Origin of the sequence: Halomonas sp. A40-4, assembly GCF_015767635.1 — a bacterium.
In the GTDB taxonomy this organism is placed as follows: domain Bacteria; phylum Pseudomonadota; class Gammaproteobacteria; order Pseudomonadales; family Halomonadaceae; genus Vreelandella; species Vreelandella janggokensis.
In genome coordinates this window covers 3,784,044-3,804,457 of the sequence record NZ_CP065230.1, presented here as the reverse complement: position 1 = coordinate 3,804,457, position 20,414 = coordinate 3,784,044, and the positions used below count along the sequence as shown (strand labels likewise).

The window sequence follows — 20,414 nt, the reverse complement described above, 5'->3', positions numbered from 1 at the left end:
AATGGTCCTGAATAATTAAAGTTTAAACAACGTTTGTCGATAAGAAACGAATAATAATTTTAATACTTCATAACCCACAAACGTTGGAATTCGCTCACAATGACTACCTCTGAATCTCCCTCTCGCTGGGCCTTGGGCCTGCAAACCAAGGTGCTGATACTGGTCTTGCTACCCTTGTTCCTGGTCACGGTTGCCCTCGTGGGGTTTAAAGCCTACACCATGACCCAGTACGCCCGTGACACGCTCGCGGAACAGCGTGACCAATTAATTGAAGAGCGCCGCAGAGCGGTCCGCGATATTGTGCAAATGGCGAGGACTGCCATCGAACCGATTTACGAAGATGCCGGTGTTAACGATGAGGAAGCCAAGCAGCGGGTCGCCGAGATTGTGCGTTCCATGCGCTTCGAAGATAACAATTACATCTTTATCTACGACTATGACGGTAACAATATTGTGACGGCCCCCGCGCCTGAGCGCGAAGGGACCAACATGATTGATGCGCAAACGCCCGATGGCACCTACCTGATCCGCGAGATTATCGACGTTGCCCAGAGTGGCGGTGGGTTCTATAGCTATGTATGGGAATATCCAGGTACCGACGAGTTTCAACCCAAGCACTCTTATGTGGACCGCCTTGAAAAATGGGATTGGTTAATCGGTGCGGGTGTCTACGTGACCGATGTTGATGAGGCGATGACCGAACTGGAAGCCACCAAAGCGGCCGAGTTGCGCCAAGGCATCATCTTTGCCGCGCTGCTGGGGCTGGTCGTGTTTATCGTGGTTGCCCTGGTGGCGTATATTTTTGTGCGGCGCACCGTCGGCCCGATCAAGCGCACGGCTGCCGCCATGAGTGATATTGCTCAGGGCCGCGGTGACCTGACCCGGCGCCTCGCGGTGGAAAGCAACGACGAGATCGGCGAGCTGGCCGTGCAGTTCAATGCCTTTGTCGAGCGCATGCAGGACACGCTGCGCGACGTTCGCCACAGTACCTCCAGCGTCTACGATTCCGCCGGGGAGATATCCCGCAGCAGCGAGGAACTGTCGACGCGGACCGAGCAGGCGGCTGCCAACCTACAGGAAACCTCCGCCTCCATGGAGGAAATTACCTCGACGGTCAATCACAGTGCCGACAACGCCCAGCAGGCCAATAAGCTGGTGCAGTCCACAGCAGAAGTCGCTCATCAGGGCGAACAGTCCATGGAGCAGGTCGAGCGCACCATGCAGGATATCAATGAGTCGGCCAGCCGTATCAGCGATATCATTACCATGATCGATTCCATTGCCTTCCAGACCAACATCCTGGCGCTCAACGCTTCGGTGGAAGCGGCTCGAGCGGGCGAACACGGCCGTGGGTTTGCCGTGGTGGCGGAGGAAGTTCGAACCCTGGCGAGCCGTTCCAGCGACGCGTCCAAGGAAATCCGCACGCTGATTGATGCCTCGGTACAGCACACAGATTCCGGCGCCAAGCTGGTGCGCGATGCGGGCGCCACCATGCGCGAGATTGTCGAGAGCGTGGCCAAGGTGACCGATGTCATTGGCGAGATCAGCGCCGGAGCGAAAGAACAGAGCAGCGGTATTGGCCAGATCAACACCGCCGTGGCGGAAATGGATACCATGACCCAGCAAAATGCGGCCATGGTGCAACAGTCGACCACTGCTGCCGCCGATATGCGCCGCCACGCTGAGCACCTGAATCAGCTAATCAACTCTTTTGTCCTTGGCGAAGGCGAGCCACAGCATCAGGCGCTCGCCTCTCCGGCGCCTCAGCAGCGTGACAGCGATAGCGCCATGAAACGTCCCGCGCTGTCATCCCACGCCTCATCACAGCCATCTTCAAAGCCCTCGCCGGCGAAGCATGCCGCAGATGACTGGGAAGAGTTCTAACGCTGACGAACAGTGCGGGCGATATCAGCACTGATGAAAGATGGGGATAAAAACGGGGCTTGCCATCTGGCAAGCCCCATTGCGTTTACGTCAGTGGTGATTATCCGTTATGGCGCTTGGCCAATCTTTCCGCCAGCAAGGTGACGGCGCGCTTTGCCAGTGGTGAAAGCGCAGTATCCTCGCGTTCCAGTGTGGCGACCAGGCGATGCTTCATGGAGCGCGCCCAGAAGGTTTCCAGGTGGCGGCAGGTGGCCGCGGCGGCCGTTTCTTCATCGCGACCGCCGCCCAGGTTAGCGGCGATCTGGTTGGTCATGTGAATCAGCTGCGTATCTTGTTGCAACGACATTGCGTACCTCCTTAGCCATGGGCCATCGCCGTCGACGTGGGGCGATGGTAAATCAGGTGGCGGCCGGGCCGCGCAAAGCCTGCCAGTAGCAGGCCCGATGCCTGGGCCTGCTCCACCGCGAGCGCCGTGGCCGCGGAGACCGCCACCAGGGCACCAATACCGGCACTGGCACATTTGTGCACCATCTCGTAGCTGGCGCGACTGGTGACCAGCGCGAACCCTTCGTCGAGGGGGCTGGCCTCGCGGGCAAGGGCACCAATCAGTTTGTCCAGGGCGTTATGGCGGCCCACATCCTCGCAGAGCCGTTGGATGCGCCCCTGGGCATTGCACCAGGCGGCACCGTGGCTGGCGCCAGTGGCTGCCTGCAGCGGCTGGTGGGCGGCCAGTTCCTGCAGGGCGCGCTGAATGGCGCCATCGCTCACAGGCGGCGCCACCACATGGGGAATCGGGCGGATGGCCTGCTCCAGGGCTTCGGTGCCGCACAGGCCGCAGCCGGTGCGCCCTGTCAGGCTGCGCCGGCGCTGTTTGAGTTCGGCCATCCGCTGGCTGGCAATGGTGAGATGAACGGTGAAACCTTGGGGCGCTTCATGGATATCGAGGTCATAGCACTCGGTGACATCGGCCAGGATACCCTCGGAAAGACTAAAGCCCAGGGCAAACTCTTCTAGATCCGTCGGGCTGGCCATCATCACTGCGTGAGAAATGCCGTTGTAGACCAGTGCCACCGGCCTTTCCAAGGCCAGAAGATCCCCCTGGGCATCGGCGTACCAGCCGTTAGTACCCCGGTGCACTTCCACCTGCTGGCGCATCAGGGCGGACTGCGGCGCTGGTGCCGTGTCGTTCATCGATGCACTCATGGCGCCTCCTGCTGAGCCTTGGCCAGGTAATCACGCTGGGCCAGGTCAAAGGCACTAAAGCGCTGCTGCCAGGCCGACGGTTGGCTGACTTTTTCCACCTGCACCGCCGTGACCTTGTATTCCGGGCAGTTGGTGGCCCAGTCCGAGTTGTCCGTGGTGATGACGTTGGCGCCGCTGCCGGGGTGGTGGAAGGTGGTATACACCACGCCGGGTTGCATACGCTCGCTGAGTCGCGCGCGCAGGACTGTCTGGCCTGAGCGGCTGGTGATGCCCAGCCAGTCGCCGTCGCGCACGCCGCGCAGCTCGGCGTCAGACGGGTGCAGTTCCAGCACGTCCTCATCGTGCCAGCGCTGGTTGTCGGTGCGTCGGGTCTGGGCCCCTACGTTGTACTGGCTAAGGATCCGCCCGGTCGTCAGCAGCAGCGGGAAGCGGCGATTGGCGCGCTCCTCGGTGGCCACGTACTCGGTAATCGCAAAGCGCCCCAGGCCGATGGGGAACTCAACCTCGTGCATGGTCGGCATGCCCAGCGGGTACTCGGCGTTGCAGGGCCACTGCAGGCTGCCGTGCTCTTCGAGCTTGGCGTAGCTGACGCCCGCGAAGCTTGGCGTCAACTGGGCGATCTCGTCCATGATCTCGGACGGATGGGTGTAGTGCATCGGGTAACCCAGCGCATTGGCCAGATCCTGGGTGACTTGCCAGTCTTCCTTGCCGGCCACCGGGGCCGTCACCTTGCGTACCCGGTTGATACGTCGCTCGGCGTTGGTGAAGGTGCCGTTCTTCTCCAGGAAGCTGGAACCCGGCAGCAGCACGTGGGCGAACTTGGCCGTTTCGTTGAGGAAAATATCCTGCACGATCAGGCAGTCCAGCGACGTGAGCGCCGCCTCGACGTGCTGGGTGTTGGGATCGGACTGGGCGATATCTTCGCCCTGTACGTAGAGCGCCTTGAAGGTGCCTTCAATGGCGGCGTCGAACATGTTGGGAATGCGCAGCCCCGGCTCGTCGTCGAGCGTCACGCCCCACACCGACTCAAAGCGGCCCCGGGCGGTGGGGTCGGCCACGTGCTGGTAGCCCGGTAGCTCGTGGGGGAAGGAGCCCATGTCACAGGAACCCTGGACATTGTTCTGGCCGCGCAGCGGGTTCACGCCCACGCCCTCGCGGCCAATGTTGCCGGTGGCCAGGGCCAGGTTGGCAATGCCCATCACCATGGTGGAGCCCTGGCTGTGTTCGGTTACTCCCAGTCCGTAGTAAATCGCGCCGTTGCCCGCCGTAGCGTAGGTACGTGCTGCCTGGCGAACGGCCTCGGCGGGCACGCCGGTGATGGCTTCGGTCGCCTCCGGCGAATGGCGAGCCTCGCCGATAAAGTCGCGCCAGGCGCGGTACGCTTCGGTATCGCAGCGCTTGGCGACGAACTCCGTGTCCTCGAGGCCTTCGGTGACCACCACGTGGCCCAGCGCGTTGACCAGCGCCACGTTGGTGCCCGGGCGCAGCGGCAGGTGCTGGGCCTCGCTCATGTGCGGGGTCTTTAAAAGGTCGATGCGGCGCGGGTCGGCGACGATCAGCTTCGCCCCCTGGCGCAGGCGCTTGCGCATCATCGAGCCGAATACCGGGTGGGCGTCGGTGGGGTTGGCTCCGATCACGATAATGGCGTCCGACTTCATCACCGAGTCGAAGGTCTGGGTGCCCGCCGACTCGCCCAGCGTGGTCTTCAAGCCGTAGCCGGTGGGCGAGTGGCAGACCCGCGCGCAGGTGTCGGTGTTGTTGTTGCCAAACGCCGCGCGGATCAGCTTCTGCACCAGGTAGGTTTCTTCGTTGGTACAGCGCGAGGAGGTAATCCCGCCGATGCTTTCGCGGCCGTGCTCGGCCTGAATGGCTTTCAGGCGGCTGGCGGCAAAGCCGATCGCCTCTTCCCAGCTGACTTCCCGCCAGGGCTGGTCGATGCTGTCGCGGATCATCGGCGTGGTCAGGCGATCCGGGTGGGTGGTGTAGCCGAAGGCAAAGCGCCCCTTCACGCAGGAGTGGCCGTGGTTAGCATCGCCGCCCTTGTAGGGCACCATGCGCACCAGTTGGTCGCCCTTCATCTGGGCTTCAAACGAGCAGCCCACGCCGCAGTAGGCGCAGGTCGTCACCACGCTATGGTCCGGCACGCCTTGGTCGATCACGCTCTTCTCCATCAGCGTGGCCGTGGGGCAGGCCTGCACGCAGGCCCCGCAGGAGACGCAGTCCGAGTCCATGAAGGCGTCGTTCTGGCCTGCTGATACTTTGGATTCGAACCCGCGGCCATCGATGGTTAGCGCGAAGGTGCCCTGGACTTCGTCGCAGGCGCGCACGCAGCGCGAACAGAGGATGCACTTGCTGGGATCGAAGGTGAAGTAGGGGTTGGACTCGTCCTTGACCGCCTCCAGATGATTCTCGCCCGTAAAGCCGTAGCGCACTTCGCGCAGGCCGACGCTGCCCGCCATGTCCTGCAGCTCGCAGTCGCCGTTGGCCGGGCAGGTCAAACAGTCCAGCGGGTGGTCGGAGATGTACAGTTCCATCACGTTGCGGCGCAGCTTGGCCAGCCGGGCGTTCTGGGTGGTCACCCTCATGCCCTCCACCACCGGCGTGGTGCAGGCGGCGGGGAGGCCGCGGCGGCCTTCGACCTCCACCGCGCAGAGACGACAGGAACCGAAGGGCTCCAGGCTGTCGGTGGCGCACAGTTTGGGAATGTTGATATCCGCCAGCGCCGCCGCACGCAGCACCGACGTGCCTTCCGGCACGCTGATCGTCACGCCGTCGATAGCAAGGCTCACCGAGGCAGTGCCGACGGTCTGAGCAGGGAAGGGCGTGCCGAGGTCTTTGCAATGCCCGGCGTTGCCGGCATGCTGGCTGGGGTCGAAGTGCTGAATCATGATCTTTCTCCGTTCGCCGTCCGCTGGAAGTCGTCAGGGAAGTGTTTCAGGGCGCTCTGCACCGGGAAGGGGGCCATGCCGCCCATGGCGCAGAGCGAACCGTCCACCATCGTTTCGCAAAGATCGCTCAGCAGGGCGAGGTTGGCGTCGCGATTGTCATTGGTGCGAATGCGGTCGATCACCTCCACCCCCCGGGTCGAGCCGATCCGGCACGGTGTGCACTTGCCACAGGACTCCACCTTGCAGAACTCCATCGAAAAGCGCGCCTGCTCGGCCATATCGACGCTGTCGTCGAACATCACCACGCCGCCGTGCCCCACGCCTGCGCCCACCTCGGCGAAGGTTTCGTAATCCAGCGGCATGTCCCATTGGCTTTCGGGCAGGTAGGCGCATAGTGGCCCGCCCACCTGCACGGCACGTAGCGGGCGGCCGCTGGCTGTGCCGCCGCCGAAGTCTTCCATCAGCGTGCGCAGCGTAGTGCCAAAGGCGAGCTCTACCAGACCGCCGCGCTTGACGTTGCCCGCCAGCTGCAGTGCCAGGGTGCCCCGCGAGCGGCCCATGCCGTGATTGGCGTAGGCCTCGGCGCCTTCGGCCAGAATGAACGGTACGGCGGCTAGCGAGAGTACGTTGTTGACCACGGTAGGGCGGCCGAACAGGCCCTCAATTGCGGGCAGAGGTGGCTTGAAGCGCACCAGCCCGCGCTTGCCCTCCAGGCTTTCCAGAAGGGATGTTTCTTCACCACAGATATAGGCACCGGCGCCCAGACGCACTTCCAGGTGGAAGGTGCGGCCGCTACCAAGGAGGTCGCCGCCGAGATACCCGGCGCTCTCGGCGCGGCGAATGGCCTCGTCGAGGATCTCTTTCGCCAGCGGATACTCGGAGCGCAGGTAGATATAGCCTTGCGTCGCGCCCACCGCGAGCCCGGCGATGGTCATGCCCTCGATCAGCATGTAGGGGTCGCACTCCATCGCCAGCCGGTCGGCAAAGGTGCCGGAGTCGCCCTCATCGGCATTGCAGACGATGTACTTCTGATCGGCGGGCGTATCAAGCACGGTCTGCCACTTGATGCCGGTGGGGAAGGCCGCCCCGCCGCGCCCGCGCAGGCCGGAGGCTTTGACTTCCTCGACGATGTCCTGAGGCTCGCGTTGCAGGGCTGCGTCCAGGCCGCTAAAACCACTGTGGGCGCGATAGTCGTCAATCGACAGCGGGTCGGTGATGCCAATGCGCGCGAAGGTCAAGCGCTGCTGGCGGGCGAGGTAGTCAATTTCTTCCGTGGGGCCCAGTGCCAGGGGATGGCTGACGCTACCTTCGAGCAAGCCGTTGTCGAGCAGCGCCGCTACATCCCCCGGCGTTACGGGGCCGTAGGCGAAGCGCCCAATGGGGGTTTCCACTTCCACCAGCGGCTCAAGCCAGGCAAGACCGCGGGAGCCATTGCGCACCAGCGTGATGGGTTGGCCGCGTGCGGCGGCCTCCTTCTCCAGTCGGCTGGCGACCGTATCGGCCCCCAGTGAAAGCGCGGTGGTATCTCGGGGGACAAAAACGCGAATGCTCATCCCATCACCTCCAGCGGCCGGGTTTGTAGCTCATCTATCAATTCATCGAAGGCGTCCGGCGTGACGCGGCCGCGTATGCTGTCGTCCACGCGGATCGACGGGCCGCAGGCGCAGTTGCCCAGGCAGTAAACGGCTTCGAGGGTGATTTCGCGATCCGCCGTGGTCTGGTGGTAGTCGACCCCCAAACGCGCCTTGGCGTGGGCTTCGAGCTGGCGCGCCCCGACCGACTGACATGCCTCTGCGCGGCAGATCTGCACGACGTGGCGCCCCGGCGGCGTGGTGCGAAAGTGGTGGTAGAAGCTGATGACGCCGTGCACTTCAGCACGTGTCTGATGGAGGGCATCGGCGATGATGGGCACCGCTGCCTCGGGAATAAAGCCGATGCGATCCTGAAGGGCGTGGAGGATCGGCAGTAGGGCGCCGGGCTTGTGCTTCAGGGCGTCGACCTCGGCCTGAATTGCCTGCGGCGCCCACGCCTGGGAGTGGTTCATGATGCCCACCTCACAACTGCTTATTATGTTTTAAATATGCACGGCTTTTCATATTTAAAAAGACGTGCATCACGGTTGAGACAAAGCTAGCATCAAGTTATCGACTGAAAAATATGAAATAGTGTGCCTATGAAACGGATCAAGGTAACGCCGACCTGGTGCTTTAGCGATGAAGAGGGGCACCGGCTCGACCCCCACCTTTTGCGCCTGCTGGGGGCGGTTCATCGCCACGGCAAGTTGACCCATGCCGCCGAGGAAGCGGGGATTTCCTATCGCCACGCGTGGAATCTACTGCGCCAGGGCGGGGAGTTTTTTGGTGTCACCTTGGTAGAAATGGCGCGGGGGCGAGGGGCGCGGTTATCGCCGCTGGGTGAGAAGCTGCTATGGGCCGAGCAGCGCGCCACCGCTCGGTTAAGCCCGCAGCTTGATAGCCTGAGCTCCGAGCTGAACCTTGCCATTCAGCAGCACCAGGAAGGCGTGCACCCCGTCCTGCGCCTCCACGCCAGCCACGGGTTTGCGATAGAGCTGCTGCCGCAGCATCTGGGTGAGCTGCAGCTTTATCTGCAGTACTGCAGCTCGGTGGAAGCGCTTGCAGCCCTGAACCAAGACCGCTGTGATCTGGCGGGCTGCCACCTGCCCAGGGGGGCTGTGGGGGAAAAGGCACGGCGTAAATACCGCCGCCTGCTCAAACCCCGCTATCATCGGCTGATAGGATTTATCGCCCGCCAGCAGGGGCTAATGGTGGCGCCAGGTAACCCGTTGGGCATTGATGGCGTTGCCGCACTGGCCGACAGGCCGGTGACGTTTATCAACCGGCAGGCGTCGTCCGGAACCCGGGAACTGCTGGACAGCCTGCTGGCCGAGGCCGGTATTTCAGCCGCCAACGTCAATGGTTACGGGGTTGAGGAGTACACCCACTCGGCGGTAGCGGCCTATGTGGCGGCGGGCATGGCGGATGTTGGCTTTGGTGTCGAGGCCGCCGCGCAGCGGTTCGGGCTAGATTTTGTGCCGTTGGCCACTGAAGACTACTTGCTGGCGTGCCATCATCGTTCCCTGAAAGAGTCGCAATTTACCGACTTTTTGCAGGTGTTGCGCAGCGCTTCCTTCCAGGAAGCGGTGCAGTGTCTGCCAGGCTATAGCCCCAGCCAGTGTGGCGGCGTGATCGAGATCGGCAGCTTTTTATAAGGGTTTACTGGTTGATCATGGGCCTGTCACTGGACAAACCCTTTTCGATGGTTATCTGCCGGGCGTTGGTTAGCCGCTGGTCGACGTCGCTTGTTGAGCATTACGCTCACGCAAATGATTTATGACGCCGCCTTGCGCAATCAACGTTTTCTGGCGCTCCGTCAGCCCGTGGTGCAAGGTCATTGTCCCCTTGCCGGGGACCTCGGCGATCAAGTCATCGCCTTTGGCAAGTTGGTTGTAAAGATCCCTGATCACAATCATGTCTCCCTGACCCAAGCGCTCGCTATCTTCGGGGTGGCAAAAGGTGAGCGGTAAGGCGCCAAAACAAATCAGGTTCTGCCAATGAATGCGGGCAAAACTCTTGGCGATCACCACCTGCAAGCCCAGATAGCGGGGCACCAGCGCGGCATTCTCGCGACTTGACCCTTGGCCGTAGTTAACACCGCCGACAATCACATGACCGCCCTGGGTGCGGGTGGTGTCAGCACGGGTCGCGTAGGTATCATCGACGGCTTCAAACGTGAAAGGGGCCGACGCATAGATGCTGCTCCAGTAAGGCAGCACCCGCTGACCGGCAGGCATGATGTCATCGGTTGAAATGTTGTCGCCGACGACCAGTAATACGGGTACTTCCAGCGTATCGGGGAGGGGGCTCAACGCCGGTAATGCCGGTGTGTTGTCCGTTTTTTGCAGGGGCTTGAGGCGGGCTTCTTCAACAGGCAGCGGCGCGTTAAACAGCGCACGGTTAATGACTATCTTGTCTGGCTCGGTAATGCGCGGATACGCCATGGAAAGCGTTCGTGGGTCGGTAATGACCCCGGCCAGCGCCGAGGCAGCCGCCGTTTCCGGGCTGCATAGAAAAACGCTGTCTTCTCGTGTGCCCGAGCGCCCCGGAAAATTACGCGGTACCGTACGCAGGCTGTTGAGCCCCACGGCAGGGGCTTGGCCCATGCCGATACAGCCGTTACAACCTGCTTGATGGAGTCGCGCGCCACTGGCAACAAGATCAGCCAGATAACCCTGTTGAATCAGCGTGGTGAGTACCTGACGAGAAGACGGGTTGATGTCCAGCGAGACACCGTCGGCCACCTGTCGGTCGCGGACGATTTCCGCCACGACCGCAAAATCACGATATCCCGGATTACCTGAAGAGCCGATATAGGCCTGATGGAGTGGCTGGCCTGCCGCTTCGCGAACGGTGACGACATTATCCGGGCTGGAAGGCAGTGCGATCATGGGTTCCAAGGTCGCGAGGTCAAGATGATCGTTGAGTTCGTAGCGACAGCCGGGTTCCGCGGCCAGTGGCTGCCAGTCACTCTCCCGTCCGCGAGCCGCCAGAAAGCGACGGGTTTCTTCGTCGCTGGGGAAGACCGTGGCCGTCGCGCCCATTTCAGTGCCCATGTTCGCCAATACATGGCGGTCCATGGCGGAAAGGTGGGCAAGCCCGGGGCCGTAATATTCGATCATCGTGTTTTTGCCACCGGCAACGCCGTGCCGACGTAACAGCTCGAGAACGATGTCCTTGGCGGACACCCAGTCGGGCAACTGGCCTTCCAGCTTAATGCCCCAGATCTTGGGCATGGTGATATACAGTGGTTCGCCCGCCATGGCCATGGCGACTTCAATACCGCCTGCGCCAATGGCCAGCATCCCCAGCGCCCCTGCCGCCGTGGTGTGGCTGTCGCAGCCGACGATCGACTGACCGGGGACGCCGAAGTTTTCCATATGCACCGGGTGGCTGATGCCATTGCCAGGGCCTGAGTACCACACGCCGAAACGCTCGCAGGCACTTTTCAGAAACAGGTAGGTTTCTGCATTCAGGTTGTCCGCTTGTACCAGACCGTGGTCGATATACTGCACGCTGGGCTGGGTATGGACACGGTCCAGGCCCATGGCTTCGAGTTCCAGCATGACCAGTGTGCCCAGCACGTCCTGAAGCAACGCCTGGTTGATCTCCAGAGCGATTTCGCTACCCGGGATCATCTCGCCGCTGACGAGATGGCGCTGGATTAACTGCTGGGAAAGGTTCAAAGGTTGGGCGGATGTCACGGACTGAGTCATTGTTATTCACCGTCGGTGGAGTTGCGTTACACCTGGGCAGGCAGGGGATAGCGACGATCGGCGCTGCCTGCTTTGCCTACCTGCCCTGGGGTGTCGTGGCCGATCAAATCGGGGAGAGTGGCACAGGCCTCAAGCAGCGCGGGCAGATTGACACCCGTGTTCACTCCCATCTGCTCAAACATGTGTACCAGGTCTTCCGTGCACACATTGCCCGTTGCGCCGGGGGCAAAGGGACAGCCGCCCAGCCCTCCCAGCGAGGCATCGAAGCGGGTAATGCCGACCTGCCAGGCGGCCAGCGCGTTGGCAAGGCCCATGCCCCGGGTATTATGAAAATGTAGCGTAAACGGTACGCCAGGGAAGCGTTTCAGTACCTGAGCACACAGCGCGCTCACCTGAACCGGATTGGCAACACCGGTGGTATCGCAGAGCGTGACACCCTCTACGCCCAGCGCCAGCTGTTGTTCGATGAGGTCGAGTACCCGCGCTTCAGGCACATTGCCTTCAAACGGGCAACCAAAGGCCGTCGACAGCGAGGCGTTGATAAACACGCCGCTGCCCCTGACGGTATTAATGATGTTGGCAAACTGCTGGAGTGACACTTCGGGCGTCATGCGCAGGTTGGCCCGACCGTGGGCATCGCTTGCCGACATCACCAGGTTGATCTCGTCGACACCGCAGGCAAGTGCACGCTCAGCACCTTTCAGGTTAGGTACCAGCACGGTTATGTCGACGCCTTGACGACGTTGAATGGCGCTGACAACCTCGGCGGCATCACTTAGGTTGGGAATCGCCTTGGGCGACACGAAGGAGGTGGCCTCGATGCGCGCAATGCCGGTGGCGGTCAGGGCATCAATCAACGCCACCTTCTGGTCGGTGGGTATAAAACGTGATTCGCTCTGAAAGCCATCCCGAGGAGCGACTTCGTTGATTTGTAGCGTCTCCATCGTGCCCTCTCAAGGTTAGATAATGCCTGCATGGCGCAGTTTTTCACGGGTTTCGGTATCGATGCCCAACTCGTCAAGCACTTCATCGGTATGGGCACCCAGCGGCGGGCCACCTTGCCCAAGCCTGCCGGGCGTGGCGCTCAATTTGGGCAGGACGCCCGGCACCTTGAGCGAACGACCGTCGGCACGCGTCACGGTCTGAATCATTTCGCGGGCCAGGTAGTGCGGGTCGTTGGCAATATCCGCAGCGGTGTAGGGGTAGCCTGCCGGCACGCGCGCCTCCTCCAGGAGGCGCAGTATCTCGTCGCGCTCCCGGGTCTGGGTCCAGGCCTCGATAGCGGCATCGATTGCCTGGGCATGCTGGGAACGGCCATCGTTATGCGCCATGGCAGGGTTCTGCGCGAGGTCGTCGCGGCCAATGACCTGCATCAGGCGCTTGAAAATACTGTCGCCGTTGCCTGCGATAAGCACATAGTCACCCTGCTGCGTACGGTATGCATTCGAGGGCGTGATGCCCGGCAGTGCGCTACCACTGGGTTCGCGGACATGACCGGTCGCATCGTATTCGGGCAGCAGGCTTTCCATCATGGCAAAGACGGACTCGTAGAGCGCGACGTCAATTTCCTGCCCCAGGCCGCTGCGCTGTCGTTCCTGAAGAGCAAGTAACGTGCCTATCACGGCGTATAGCGCGGATAGCGAATCACCGATGCTGACGCCGACCCTTACCGAGGGTTCATCCGGCTGGCCGGTCAGGTAACGCAGCCCGCCCATCGCCTCACCGATGACCCCGAACCCTGGCTTGTTACGGTAAGGGCCGGTCTGGCCGAAGCCGGAAACGCGCACCATGATCAACCCGGGGTTATGCGCGGCCAGTGCTTCATAGCCAAGCCCCCAGCCCTCTAGCGTGCCGGGGCGAAAGTTTTCAACGATGACATCCGCCTCTACCGCCAGGCGGCGCACCATTTCCTGGCCTTCTTCAGTACGCAGGTCGAGCGTTACCGAGCGCTTGGTACGGCTTTGCACATGCCACCAGAGCGAGGTGCCTTCTTCGAGAATCCGCCATTTACGAAGGGGGTCGCCGGTGCCGGGGGGCTCGATCTTGATCACGTCAGCGCCAAATTCGCCGAGAAGTTTGGTGGCAAACGGGCCTGCAATCAGTTGGCCAAGCTCTACGACTTTCAGTCCATCGAGGGGAAGCTGGCGCGTGGTCATAATAAGAGCTCCTGATAACCCTGTTGATGCCGTTATTGTCAGTTTGTTTTCCACCTAGCATCGGCGAGCTGGCGTGTGAGAACAATTAAGCAATCAGGAACTAGGTGTTCGTCATGGACGAAGCCTAAGATGGCGAGGTACGTTCTTTTACCCCAATAGCAGGGCGGTCAGCGCGATGCTGCGATTTGATTTTGTTACCTTGAAACTGTTTGTTGCCATTGCCGATGAGGGGCGGCTCACCGCCGCCGCTGAGCGTGAACACCTTGCCGTGGCAGCGGTCAGCAAGCGCGTCAGCGACCTGGAGGCGCTGGTGGGCACCGAACTCTTGTATCGCCGCCCCCGGGGAGTTGAACTTACCCCGGCAGGCCGGGCGTTTTTACACCATGCCCAACGCATTCTCGAAGACGTGGCGCGAATGCAGGCCGAGCTGAGCGAATACGGCGAAGGGGTGCGCGGTCATGTGCGCATCCATTCCAACACCTCGGCGATCATCGCCTTTCTTCCCCAGGATTTAAGCGCCTTTGCCCTGACCTACCCGCAGATCAAGATCGACCTGCAGGAACGTACCAGCAGTGAAGCGATTACCGCCGTGCGCGATGGCGTGGCCGATATCGGCATTTTTGCCAGCCATGTGGCGGCGGATGAGCTGGAGGTAAAGCCCTACCGGCGCGATCAGCTGGTCCTGGTGACGCCGCAGGATCATCCGCTGGCTGTTCATCAGCAGCTGCATTTGCATCAGGCCGCTGAATACGACTTTGTAGGCTTGCAACAGGACACGTCGCTACAATCGCTCCTGCATGAGCAGGCCAGCCAGGCGGGAAGAACCCTGCGCATGCGAATTCAGGTACGCAGCTTTGATGCGATTTGCCGCATGATTCATTACGGCATGGGCGTTGGTGTATTGCCTCAGCAAACGCTGTATCGCGATTTGAAAGATTTAAAGTTATGCATGATCCCCTTGGCCGACGAGTGGGCCAAGCGCGAGCTGGTGGTGGGAATGCGTCATTACGCTACTCTGCCGCTGGTGGCCCGCCACCTGGTCGATCACCTGTTAGCGCCTCATACCCCCGAACAGCCTCTGTAGCTTTAAAAACTACCATGTTAAACGCATCGGCAAAGCGATAACGTGCATGAACATCACAACCCAGGAGAAGGGCATGACCGAGAGCATTGCAAGCGAGGTGAGAGCCCTCACCTTTGATGTCTTTGGCACGGTGGTGGACTGGCGCAGTAGTGTCATTCGGGAAGGCCAGCAGTTGGGTGACGCCAAGGGCCTCAACATCGACTGGGCACGCTTTGCTGACGAGTGGCGCGGAGGCTATGCACCGGCGATGGATCGCGTGCGCCAGGGTGAACTGCCATGGACTCGGCTGGACGAGTTGCATCGGATGACGCTGGACCGGTTGCTCGATGACCATGGCCTGGCCGACTGTCTGGATGAAACCGAAAAAGACCATTTGAACCGGGTCTGGCACCGCTTGACGCCCTGGTCTGACAGCGTTGAGGGGCTTTCAAAGCTAAAACAGCGCTATGTGTTGGCCACGCTATCCAACGGCAATGTCTCACTGCTGGTGAACATGGCGCGCCATGCTGGCCTGCCCTGGGACTGCGTGCTGTCATCGGAGCTCGCCGGGCACTACAAGCGTGACCCGGAGGTGTATCAGATGGCAATGCGACTGCTCGACCTCAAACCATCGCAGGTGATGATGGTGGCGGCGCATCAGGATGACCTCCAGGCCGCCTATCGGCAGGGCATGCGCACCGCCTTTATCAAGCGTCCCCTGGAGCACGGGCCAGACGCCACACCTGATTTATCCATTGATCCCCGCTTCGATTTCGTCGCCGAGGACATCACCGACCTGGCGCGACAGCTGCTATGAAACTCGACCCGACATCACTCAGACTGTTTGTGCGCGTGGCTGAAACGGGCACCATCAGCGGCGCGGCCGATGCGTCGTTCATGGCGACTTCGGCCGTCAGCAAGCGGCTTAGCGAGCTGGAAGCCTACTTCAACACGCCACTGCTCAAGCGCAACAATCGAGGTATCGTGCTGACGCCCGCCGGGAGTGCTCTGCTGAATCTATCCCGTGGCGTACTGCATAATCTGGAAGACCTCGGTCTGCAAATGCGCGACTATTCCAGTGGTCAACGCGGCATGGTGCGGGTGTTCGCCAATATGTCAGCGATCACGCAATACCTGCCCAACGAAATGCGCGTTTTTTTCGAGCAGCACCCGGATATTGGCGTGCAGTTGGAAGAGAAAGTAAGCCCCATCATTACCCGCGAGGTCATGAACAACAACGCGGATATCGGGGTGTGCGCCCAACTGCTGCATGGCTACGACCTCATCGAGTTTCCCTACCACGTTGATGACCTTGTGCTGGTGGTCCCCAAGCAGCATCCGCTTGCCGAGCGGGAGCAGATCGATTTTCGCGAGTGCCTGGACTATCCCCATGTGGGGTTGCATACCGCGAGTGCCATCAATCTGGAGATTATGCGCGCCGCCAGCATGGTCAATAAGACACTGCGTATCCGTATTCAGGTGACCAGCTACGACGCGCTATGCCTGATGGTCCAGGAAGGCCTGGGGATCGGCGTGTTGCCCCGCGGCGCCATTCGTCAGTATGTCGATGGCCTCAACGTCAAGGTGTTGGCGATTCGCGACAGCTGGGCACGGCGTCGGCTGAGTATCTATGTGAAAGATTTAGACAAGCTCTCCATGGCCGCCCGGGTGTTGGTCGACCATTTGGTGAATGCCGCGGCGGTGCGTTGATTGGCGGGCTCTCCAAGTCAGCTGTTGTGCACTTTCCTCGTCCAGCTTTCGCGTTTGGAGAAGGCAGGTTCATCAATCACCAATATACAGCTACCCACCTTTAGCGCTATCACTCTAGCAACCATCAAGCGATGTTCCCCTGCTTGGTGAGTTTTCGGGAGGGGCGCGACCTTGGCCTCCCACAGCAAACAACAGCACAACATGCTTCCCGACGCTGAGAGGAAATAACAATGACTGCAATAAAACTACGCCACCTACTGCCCGCTTCCCTGTTGGTCGCTGGTGCGCTTACGACCGGCACTGTTCAGGCACAGACCGCGCTTAACATGGGCGCCGTGCCCACCGGTACTGGCTGGTTTTTCGGTATCTCGGAAGGCGCGCGCGTGATAAGCGCCAATTCAGATTACGAAATTACCGTACGTGAAACGGGCGGCACTCGTGAAAACGCCATACGACTGAATAACGGCGAGCTTGACCTGGCGTTCACCGAAGCCCTGGTGGGGTATGAGCTCTATAACGGCGTCGGCCGTTTCGAGGATACACCCAACCCGGATGTGCGGCTCGTTTACTGGATTGCGCCGTCCACCATGCACTGGGCGGTTCGCCAGGATAGCGATATCGAAACCTTTGAAGACCTGAACGGCGAACGCTTCAACCCCAGCAGCATTGGTGGGGGCGGCGAGTACATTACCGAGCAGGTGTTTGGCATCCTCAATATCGAGCCGGACTTCCAGCGCATGCGGGTGAACGATGCGGCGGAAGGCGTGACCGATGGTCGCCTGGTGGGCTTTAGCTACAACGGTGTGCCGCCGATCCCGCTGTTTACCGAGGTGCATTCCTCACGCCCGCTACAGCTGCTGTCGCTGACGGACGAACAGGTGGACACGGTGATTGAAGAGTTGCCCTTCCTGTCGCCTGCCATTGTACCGGCGGATACCTATACCGGGATGAGCGAAGCCCAGTCGCTGGGGATCTACATGGGCGTGGCGGCAAGCACCGAGCTTGACGCCGATACGGTGTACGAACTGACCAAGGCGTACTGGGAAAACCACGACGAAGTGGCGGCTTCTTTCAAGCCAGCGGCAAGCGTTGAGCCACAGACCGTGGTAGATACCGCCACCTTCCCGCTGCATGCCGGGGCGCTGCGCTACTACCAGGAGTTGGGTCTGGACATTCCGGAAGACATCATTCCGCCTGAAGCTCAGTAAGTACACTCTTGAGCCCCCGCCGGTATCCCGGTGGGGGCGTTAGCTATCAGCCTGACGCGTTGCTCGACCGCCTTGGGGCGGGCGGCGCGGGAGTTCCCCCATGGATACCGCTAAGAATCCCAATGTTGTTGAAAAGTATCAGGAGGATTCGGGCAAGCGACAGCTCTCGGGCTTCTGGTTTGTGGTGGTGCGCACAGCCGCCGTTGCGATGGCGATTTTCCACCTCTATACGGCCGTTACCGGGCCGGTGAATACGCAAAACGCCGTTCACCTGCTGTTTGCAATGCCGCTGATTTTTCTGGCTTACCATTGCCGGGTACGGGATGCCCAGAAAATCCCCTGGTTTGATATTGTCCCGATTGTCATGAGCGTCGTGATCAGCGGCTACTACGTTTATCACTTCGACCGCATCATCTATCAGCTGGGCTATCTAACGCCTACCGCGCTGGATCTGGTGCTGGGCGTGAGTGCGATCTTGCTGCTTCTGGAAGCCTGTCGCCGCGCTATCGGTCTGGCTTTCCCGATCCTGGTGCTGATCGCCCTGGCGTATGCGGCCTTTGGGCAACACTTGCCCGGCGTGTGGGGCCACGGCGGCTTTCGCTGGGACGATCTGGTGGCGACCTTCTACCTCGGCCCCACTGGCATCTTTGGCAGCCTGATGCGCACCTCCTCCACGGTGATTGTCATCTTCATCATGTTTGGAGCGCTGCTGGTCACGACCGGCGGCGGCGATACGTTCATGCGGCTTTCCACCGCCGCGACCGGCGGAATGGCAGGCGGGCCCGCCAAAGCGGCTACCTTGTGTAGTGCCATGTTTGGCAGCATCAGCGGTAGCACGGCGGCCAACGTGGCCACCACCGGGGTGTTCACCATTCCGCTGATGAAGAAAAGCGGCTATAGCCCGCGTTTTGCCGCGGCGACTGAAGCGTCGGCATCGACCGGCGGACAGATTCTGCCACCCATCATGGGCGCGGCTGCGTTCGTCATGGCCGATGTAATATCGACCAGCTACCTGGACATTATCAGTGCTGCCCTGATACCGGCGCTGCTTTTTTACCTGGCTATCTGGATGAGCGTGCATTTTGAAGCCAAGCGCCTAGGGCTGGACCCGATTCCCAAAGACCAGCGGCCAAGCTTGCGCGAAGGGTTTTTCAACGTAGAAACCTTACTGCTGCCGCTGATCGTGCTGATTACCATGCTGATACTGCGCTATACACCGACAACCGCCGCGGTGGCAGCGTACTTCACGGCGATGGTGCTGTATCTGGTATCGCCACGCAGTCAGGGAACGCTATGGGAGCGGGTAAAATCCCTGCCGGCGGCCCTCGAAGCCGGGGCGATGACGGCGGCCATGATTGCCGTCATTATCGGCAGTGTCGCGCTGATTGCCGCGGTGATCAGCCTGACGGGGCTGGGGCTCAAGGTGTCCTCGCTGATCGTCATGGTGAGCGGTGGTGATGTGCTGATCACGCTTTTGCTGGCGATGGTGGTGGCCATTATTCTGGGGATGGGCCTGCCCACGGTCGCCGCTTATATGCTGGCGGCATCGGTGGTCGCGGCGGCCTTTATCGAAGCGGGGCTGCCAAGTCTTTCGGCACACCTGTTTATCCTTTATTTCGCGATTCTGTCAGGCGTCACGCCGCCTGTCGCGCTGGCGGCTTATATCGGTGGCGCGATTGCCGGTTCGCACTGGTTCCGTACGGCACTGACGGCCACCAAGATTTCGCTGGGCGGCTTCCTGATTCCCTTCATGTTCATTTACCACCCGCCGCTTCTGGGCCAAGGCACGAAGCTGGAAATTGGCATGGCAGTGGCATCCGGGGTGCTGGGTATTATTGCCCTGGCGGCATCGACCATCGGCTATTTTGCGCGCCCATGTTCCTGGCTAGAACGTGGACTGCTGCTGTTCGCCGCCCTGATGCTGATCAATGGGCAAGCCATCACCGATGTCGCCGGGATTGCCGTTATAGCAGGTATCTTCGCGTGGCAGCGTTTTGCGACCCATACGCCTAAAGGCGCTACCCCGCTAGCTTCTGAACCTTCCAAGGAAACGCACTCATGAAGGTAGTGATCCCCGACGATTATCAGGATTGCGTACGCACGCTGGATGCCTTTGCCAAGCTGGCAGGCCACCAGGTCACCGTCTATAACGACACGGTGACCGATGAAGACCAACTGGTGGCGCGCTTTCAAGACGCCGAGGCCCTGGTGCTGATTCGCGAGCGCACACCGATAACCGCGTCGTTGCTGGCGCGGCTACCCAAGCTCAAGGTGATCAGCCAGACTGGTGGTGGGGCGGCTCATGTAGATATGGCGGCCTGCCGCCAGCACGGCGTGACCGTACTGGCGGGCACCGGCTCGCCCTATGCGGCCGCCGAGCTTACCTGGGGGCTGGTGCTGGCGGCGATGCGGCATATCCCCGACGAGGTGAATAATCTCAAGGCCGGGCGCTGGCAGCACACGCTGGGTACCGGCTTGAAAGGCCGTACGCTGGGTATTTTTGGCTACGGCAAGATTGGCCAGTTGGTGGCGCGTTACGGCCAGGCGTTTGAAATGGACGTGCTGGTGTGGGGGCGGGAGACGACCCGCGAGCGAGCCGCGGCCGCAGGGCTTGAGGTGGCGGATTCCCAGGCGGATTTCTTCGAACGCAGCGATGTGCTCAGCCTGCACCTGCGGCTAAACCCGGAAACCCGCGGCATCGTCACCGCCGAAAACCTCGCCGCCATGAAGCCCACGGCGCTACTGGTGAACACCAGTCGCGCTCCGCTGGTGGAAGACGGGGCGCTTGAAGCTGCGCTCAACGCCGGGCGGCCGGGTATGGCCGCCGTGGATGTGTTCGATGACGAACCGGTGCGGGCGCACCCGTTGCTGGAACTGGCTAACGTCGTGGCGACGCCGCACCTGGGCTATGTCGAAAAAGACAGCTATGAGCTCTATTTTGGCGATGCGTTCGACAACGTCGTGGCTTTTGACACAGGCCAGCCGGTGCGTGATCTGGCCGCAGGGGAATAA

At 61.1% G+C, this 20,414-nt stretch carries 16 protein-coding genes; 8 read left to right on the top strand and 8 right to left on the bottom strand.

All coding sequences use genetic code 11. The features are described 5' to 3' along the window. Positions 1–99: 99 nt before the first annotated feature. Positions 100–1,884, top strand: coding sequence for a methyl-accepting chemotaxis protein (locus IT895_RS17595; protein WP_199284210.1), 1,785 nt, complete (start codon positions 100–102; stop codon positions 1,882–1,884). Between the two features lie 100 nt (positions 1,885–1,984). On the opposite strand, the gene IT895_RS17590 is transcribed toward IT895_RS17595, so the two are convergent. The 5 genes from IT895_RS17590 to IT895_RS17570 are packed head-to-tail and all read right to left on the bottom strand — an operon-like array spanning position 1,985 to position 8,019. Further along, positions 1,985–2,230, bottom strand: a complete 246-nt coding sequence (locus IT895_RS17590) for a formate dehydrogenase subunit delta (protein WP_199284209.1) — start codon at positions 2,228–2,230, stop codon at positions 1,985–1,987. A gap of 11 nt (positions 2,231–2,241) precedes the next feature. Further along, complete coding sequence (gene fdhD, locus IT895_RS17585; protein ID WP_199284208.1) at positions 2,242–3,087, bottom strand: formate dehydrogenase accessory sulfurtransferase FdhD; 846 nt, start codon at positions 3,085–3,087, stop codon at positions 2,242–2,244. Next, entirely contained in the window at positions 3,084–5,975 is a 2,892-nt protein-coding gene (gene fdhF, locus IT895_RS17580) for a formate dehydrogenase subunit alpha (RefSeq protein ID WP_199284207.1), read from the bottom strand. The genes fdhD and fdhF overlap by 4 nt, the downstream gene beginning before the upstream one ends. After that, positions 5,972–7,528 (bottom strand): formate dehydrogenase beta subunit, encoded by a 1,557-nt coding sequence (locus tag IT895_RS17575; protein WP_199284206.1) that lies wholly within the window; start codon positions 7,526–7,528, stop codon positions 5,972–5,974. Before IT895_RS17575 ends, fdhF begins: the two co-directional genes overlap by 4 nt. Then, positions 7,525–8,019: a formate dehydrogenase subunit gamma gene (locus IT895_RS17570; RefSeq protein ID WP_085919403.1), complete on the bottom strand. Its 495-nt coding sequence runs from the start codon at positions 8,017–8,019 to the stop codon at positions 7,525–7,527. Before IT895_RS17570 ends, IT895_RS17575 begins: the two co-directional genes overlap by 4 nt. A gap of 129 nt (positions 8,020–8,148) precedes the next feature. Between IT895_RS17570 and IT895_RS17565 the strand changes: the two genes are divergently transcribed. Continuing rightward, positions 8,149–9,204 (top strand): substrate-binding domain-containing protein, encoded by a 1,056-nt coding sequence (locus IT895_RS17565; RefSeq protein ID WP_199284205.1) that lies wholly within the window; start codon positions 8,149–8,151, stop codon positions 9,202–9,204. Between the two features lie 69 nt (positions 9,205–9,273). On the opposite strand, the gene IT895_RS17560 is transcribed toward IT895_RS17565, so the two are convergent. From IT895_RS17560 to IT895_RS17550, 3 genes are read right to left on the bottom strand one after another with little or no spacing between them, the layout of a single operon-like run. Further along, on the bottom strand, positions 9,274–11,265 hold the full coding sequence (locus IT895_RS17560; protein ID WP_199284204.1) for an aconitate hydratase: 1,992 nt from the start codon (positions 11,263–11,265) through the stop codon (positions 9,274–9,276). Between the two features lie 26 nt (positions 11,266–11,291). Continuing rightward, positions 11,292–12,209 (bottom strand): hydroxymethylglutaryl-CoA lyase, encoded by a 918-nt coding sequence (locus IT895_RS17555; protein WP_199284203.1) that lies wholly within the window; start codon positions 12,207–12,209, stop codon positions 11,292–11,294. 15 nt (positions 12,210–12,224) lie between these two features. After that, a complete protein-coding gene (locus IT895_RS17550; RefSeq protein WP_199284202.1) occupies positions 12,225–13,421 on the bottom strand; it encodes a CaiB/BaiF CoA transferase family protein in 1,197 nt (398 codons plus the stop codon). 175 nt (positions 13,422–13,596) lie between these two features. On the opposite strand from IT895_RS17550, the gene IT895_RS17545 reads away from it, so the two are divergent. The 6 genes from IT895_RS17545 to IT895_RS17520 all read left to right on the top strand — a co-directional run bounded on the left by IT895_RS17545 (position 13,597) and on the right by IT895_RS17520 (position 20,414). Continuing rightward, positions 13,597–14,505: a LysR family transcriptional regulator gene (locus tag IT895_RS17545; RefSeq protein WP_199284201.1), complete on the top strand. Its 909-nt coding sequence runs from the start codon at positions 13,597–13,599 to the stop codon at positions 14,503–14,505. Positions 14,506–14,578: 73 nt separating this feature from the next. Further along, entirely contained in the window at positions 14,579–15,301 is a 723-nt protein-coding gene (locus tag IT895_RS17540) for a haloacid dehalogenase type II (RefSeq protein ID WP_199284200.1), read from the top strand. Then, complete coding sequence (locus IT895_RS17535) at positions 15,298–16,194, top strand: LysR family transcriptional regulator (protein ID WP_199284199.1); 897 nt, start codon at positions 15,298–15,300, stop codon at positions 16,192–16,194. Before IT895_RS17540 ends, IT895_RS17535 begins: the two co-directional genes overlap by 4 nt. A 230-nt stretch (positions 16,195–16,424) precedes the next feature. Next, positions 16,425–17,402, top strand: a complete 978-nt coding sequence (locus IT895_RS17530) for a TAXI family TRAP transporter solute-binding subunit (protein ID WP_199284198.1) — start codon at positions 16,425–16,427, stop codon at positions 17,400–17,402. Positions 17,403–17,502: 100 nt separating this feature from the next. Continuing rightward, complete coding sequence (locus IT895_RS17525; protein WP_199284197.1) at positions 17,503–19,464, top strand: TRAP transporter permease; 1,962 nt, start codon at positions 17,503–17,505, stop codon at positions 19,462–19,464. Further along, complete coding sequence (locus IT895_RS17520; RefSeq protein WP_199284196.1) at positions 19,461–20,414, top strand: D-2-hydroxyacid dehydrogenase family protein; 954 nt, start codon at positions 19,461–19,463, stop codon at positions 20,412–20,414. Before IT895_RS17525 ends, IT895_RS17520 begins: the two co-directional genes overlap by 4 nt.